Source organism: Acidobacteriota bacterium (assembly GCA_030774055.1).
In the GTDB taxonomy this organism is placed as follows: domain Bacteria; phylum Acidobacteriota; class Terriglobia; order Terriglobales; family Acidobacteriaceae; genus JACPNR01.
Genome location: JALYLW010000085.1, coordinates 1 through 4,917, shown reverse-complemented (window position 1 = coordinate 4,917; position 4,917 = coordinate 1). Strand labels below are relative to the sequence as shown.

General features: G+C 64.7%; 3 protein-coding genes and 1 pseudogene. All 4 read right to left on the bottom strand.

Annotated features, from left to right (window positions below):
• Window positions 1-41 precede the first annotated feature (41 nt).
• Entirely contained in the window at window positions 42-2,360 is a 2,319-nt protein-coding gene (locus M3P27_06980; protein ID MDP9268056.1) for a response regulator, read from the bottom strand.
• Window positions 2,360-2,743 carry a response regulator gene (locus M3P27_06975; GenBank protein ID MDP9268055.1) on the bottom strand — a complete coding sequence of 128 codons (384 nt, stop codon included), beginning with the start codon at window positions 2,741-2,743 and terminating at the stop codon, window positions 2,360-2,362. The genes M3P27_06980 and M3P27_06975 overlap by 1 nt, the downstream gene beginning before the upstream one ends.
• Window positions 2,740-3,441 (bottom strand): response regulator, encoded by a 702-nt coding sequence (locus M3P27_06970; protein ID MDP9268054.1) that lies wholly within the window; start codon window positions 3,439-3,441, stop codon window positions 2,740-2,742. The genes M3P27_06975 and M3P27_06970 overlap by 4 nt, the downstream gene beginning before the upstream one ends.
• Before the next feature lie 147 nt (window positions 3,442-3,588).
• A pseudogene (locus M3P27_06965) lies at window positions 3,589-4,917 on the bottom strand (ATP-binding protein).

The following is a 4,917-nucleotide window of genomic DNA, read 5'->3' as shown; positions in this document are numbered from 1 at the left end:
CACCAGAGGGCGCCCGTTTTGTTTTCAAAGGGTAGTCGCGATCATTTTTCCGCGATGATGGGCGCGATCTCAGCCGGGGTTGCCGGAGGGTCCAGAGGCGGTACCAGTCGCAGCCGCGGCGGCGGCGAGGACTGGGTAGCGGAGACGCGAAGCTGACGCTCGGTGACCTCGAAGAGGTCGTCAGCCTGGATCGGCTTGGCGAGATAGGCGTCCATGCCCGCCTTCAGGCAATCGGCCTCATCGCCGGACAACGCGCGCGAGGTCATCGCAACGATGGGCAGGTGATAGCCGGTGACGCGCTCTTGGTCGCGGATGGTGGCGGTGCAGTCGAAACCGTCCATCTCGGGCATCTGGACATCCATCAGCACGCAGCCAAAGCCGGCATAGCCGCAATCTTCGAGCAGCGCGAGCGCCTCGCGTCCGTTGCCGGCCACCACCACGGTGTGGCCGCGTTTCTCCAGCAGGCGTTTGGTCACCACCTGGTTGACGTGGTTGTCTTCGACCAGCAGGATGCGTCCGCTGGGCCGCGCCTCGCGCAGGGAGTGGCGCGTGATCAGCGTGGGGCGATGGTTTTTCGCGGGGGCCTGAGTCAGCGCGGAGACGATGGCGGCGCGCAGCTCCGAGCGCCGGACCGGTTTGGGAAGATACGCGGCAACGTTCAACTCGCGGCAGCGGGCGGCATCACCGGGCTGCCCGGACGAGGTAAGCATCACGATGGTGGCGCCGGCGATGCTGGGATCTTTCCGGATAGACGCGGCCAGGGTAAAGCCATCCGCTTCGGGCATCTGGAAATCGGTGAGCACGAGCGGGAAAGGGCGACCGGACGCCTGCGCGGCGCGCAGCCGCGCGAGCGCGTAGGGTGCGCTGGCCGCAAGGGCGGGGAGCATCCCCCAGCTGACGAGCATCTCTTCGAGCAGGCGGCGGTTGGTGGCGTTGTCGTCGACCACGAGCACGGTGAGGCCGCTGAGGTCGAAAGCGTCCACCGGCGCGACGGCGGCGGAGCCATGGGCGGCGTCGAACCGGGCGGTGAAATGGAAAATGCTTCCCTTGCCCACCTCACTCTCCACCCAGACGCGCCCGCCCATCCTCTGGACCAGCTGCGATGCGATGGTCAGGCCGAGCCCGGTGCCGCCGTAGGTCCGCGTGGAGGAACCGTCGGCCTGAGTGAAGGCCTCGAAGATGCTGTCTTGCCGTTCGGGCGGGATACCGACGCCGGTATCGCTGATGGCGAAGCTAAGCGCCAGGCCGCCGGAAGCGACGGATTCGCTGGTCACGCGCAGCACGACCTCGCCCTGCGGAGTGAACTTGATGGCGTTCCCCAACAGGTTGGCGAGGATCTGGCGCAGGCGTCCCGGGTCGCCGTGCAACAGGCGCGGCACGGTGGCGGCAATGTCGACGATCAGTTCGAGGCCGTTGCGGTGCGCCTGCCATGACGCGGCGTTGGCAGTGTCGGCGATGGCGTCGTGGGGGTCGAAATCGATGGGGCTGAGCTCGAGCTTGCCCGCCTCGATGCGAGAGAAATCCAGGATGTCGTTGATGACGGTGAGCAGCGTATCCGCGCATGCCTTGACGATCCCGAGGTTCTCGCGCTGTTCGGTGGTGAGATCGGTATCGAGCACGACCTCGGTCATGCCGATCACGCCATTCATCGGAGTCCGGATCTCGTGGCTCATGTTGGCCATGAACTCGCTCTTGGAGCGGTTCGCGGCTTCTGCCGTCTCTTTGGCGCGACGCAGGTCGGCGGTACGCGCGTGCACCTCGGTTTCGAGTATCTGGCTGTACTGGCCCTGGTGGTCAGCGTAGGTCTTGAGGCGCAACAGGTTCCGGATGCGCGCACAGAGCTCGGCACGGTCGACCGGTTTGCTGAGGAAATCCTCCGCGCCGGCATTCAGCCCGAGCAGGCGCGCGTTGCGGTCCTCGAAGGAGGTGAGCATGATGATGGGAATATTCCTGGTGCTGGGGTCGGCTTTGAGCTGGCTGACGACCTGGTAGCCATCCATGCCCAGCAAAATGACGTCGAGCAGGATGAGGTCGGGAGGGTGGCGGGCGATGATGGCCAGCGCCTCCTCGCCGCTGTTGGCGGTCTCGAGGAGGTAGCCTTCGGGCGCGAGCATGATCTGGAGCAGCTGTTGGTTGCGAGTCTCATCGTCAACGATGAGGACACGCGCCGGGCCGACGGTGACGGACGGAGGACTCGCCCGCTGGCTGCTGTCGGGCATCATGTCCTCGCGAGCTTTGTTCTCGCGAGCTTTGATTTCACGAGCTTTGATTTCGAAGTCCATGTTTTCGCGATCCTTGATCTCGCCACCCAGGTTCGCGCGCGCTTTGATCTCGCTTCCCATGGTTTCGCCGGTTGCCATCAGCGACCACGGGATGAGACCAGCAAGTGAGCGGAGATCAGGCTCAAGAATTCTTTGTAGTCCAAGGGCTTGGCGATGTAGGCATCACAGCCCGCCGCTCGAATGCGCTCTTCGTCGCCCTTCATCGCCAGGGCGGTGAGCGCGATCACGGGGATGGCGCTGGTGGCGGGATCGGCTTTCAGCAACGCCGTGGCTTGCAGGCCGTCCATGCCGGGCAGCTGGATATCCATGAGGATCAAGGCGGGTTGCTGTTCGCGTGCGAGCATGAGCCCGGCCTCGGCGTCGACCGCCTTGATCACGCGGTGACCCGCTGCCTCGAGCAAAAAGCAGGCGAGCGCCATGTTGGTGGGATTGTCTTCGACGATGAGGACGTTTGGCATCAGGCGGCCACGGGGCGTCCTGACATGGCGCGGCGCACTTCCTGGGCGAAGCGGTCGCCATCGAACGAGGCTTTTTCCATGATGGTGGAAACGCAGCTATTGAGCTTGGAGCGGTCGTCCGCGGTGACCTGCTTGGCGGTGACCACGAGGATGGGGATGGAGGCGGTAGCAAGCTGTTCCTTGAGCGCGTCGACCACGTCGAAGCCGTTGACATCGGGCATCAAGAGGTCGAGCACGATCAGGTCGGGGAGCTCGCGCCGCGCGATCTCGATGGCCTCGCAGCCGCCATACGCGCGCAGCACGGTGCCGGCCAACCCGACGATGCGGACGGCGATGAGCTCGACGGCCTTGGGATCGTCATCCACCACCAGCACGCGGAGCGTTTTGCCGGGCGCGACCGGGAACAAGCCCAGGTCGACCAGCGATCCGTAGAGTTCCTGCCGGGAAATGGGCTTTTGCATGACCGCGGCAGCGCCCAAAGCGAACCCCTTGTTGCGATCGGCGACAATCGAGATGATCACCACGGGGACCCGCGCCAGTTCGGGGATATGCTTGATCTGCCCGAGGAATTCCCAGCCATCCATGTTGGGAAGCATGATATCGAGTGTGATGAGCGATAACGGCTGCTGCACCGCCATCGCCAGGGCGGCCTCGGCCGACGCGGCATGGAGCACGGTGAAACCCTCCGCCTCGAGCTGCACGGCGATCAGCTTGGCGGACTTGTAATCGTCTTCCACCACCAGCGCGGTGCGCACTTCCCGCGGGCACGGGAGCCCGGATGCGGCGACCACCTGGAGGGATGCGAGCGGTGCGCCCGGCGACACGCTTCTGGCATGGTCTGGCTCGAGGCGAAGCGGCAGCCAGACGGTGAAGCAGGAGCCTTGGTTCACGGCGCTTTCCACCGCGACCGTCCCGCCATGCAGTTCCGCGAGCAGCTTGACCATCGCCAGCCCCAGGCCCGTACCTTCGAATTTGCGCGCCAAACCACTGTCGATCTGGCTGAACGGGCGGAAGAGCTGCGTCAGCCCTTCCGGGGAGATACCGATGCCGGTATCGCGCACGCTGATCTGCAGGAACTCATTGAACTCATTCTCCGGCAGCGGGAAGCGCCGGCCGATGGCCCCACTCGAGTGCCCCACCACGGAGCGCAGGACGCGGGTGGCGCGCAGGGTCACGTGGCCACCCTCGCCGGTGAACTTGACGGCGTTAGAGAGCAGGTTGTAGAGGATCTGCTTGACCTTGCGCGGGTCGACCTGGATGGATCCGATCGCCTCCAGCGCCGCGACCTCGAGTTCGAGCTGGATGTGACGTTTCACCGCTTTCTCGCGGATGATGGACAGGCTGTTCTGGAAGAGAGCTTCGAGCGGCATGGGGGGCGCGAGGTCGAGCGTCATCTTGCCGGCCTCCACCTTGGAAAGGTCGAGGATGTCGTTGATGAGGGAAAGCAGGTGCTTGCCGCTGCTGAAGATATCGCCGATGAAGCCGCGCTGCTGCTCGGTAAGATCGCCCATCAGCCCATCGCGCAGCACCTCGGAGAAACCGATGATGGCGTTGAGCGGCGTGCGCAGCTCATGCGACATGTTGGCGAGGAACTCGGACTTCATCCGGCTGGCATCCTGCAGCTCGGCGTTCTTGAGCTTGAGTTCCCGCTCGAAGACTTTCAGTTCGGTCACGTCGCGGGCGGCGGCGAAGACGCCTTGCAGGCTGCGGGCACGGTCGTGGAAGGTGGTCGCGTTGTAGGAGACCACCGTTTCCTTGCCATCGCGCGCGCGCGCGGTGAGCTCGTAGTTGGTGACCTTGCCTTCGCTCAACACGCGCTTGATGCCGGCCTCGGCGCGGTCGGGATCGGTGAAATAGCTCTTGAACGGAGCGCCGATGAGTTCGTCGCGGGTGCAGCCGGTGAGCGCTTCGGTCTGCTTATTCACGTCGGTGACGATGCCGCGAGGGTCGGTGGTCATGAGCGCATCGATGTTCGACTCGATGAGCGAGCGGGTGTAGAAGTGCTGGTCGCGCAAGCGCTGGTCGAGTTTCTTCTGCTCTTCCTCGATCTGCTTGCGGGCGGTGTTGTCGGTGCCGATGAGCAGGTAGCCGATGATGGCGTCCTTGGCGTCGCGCAGCGCGGTGACGGAGACGACGGCCGGGAAGCGGCTGCCGTCCTTGCGGATGTAGGTAAGTTC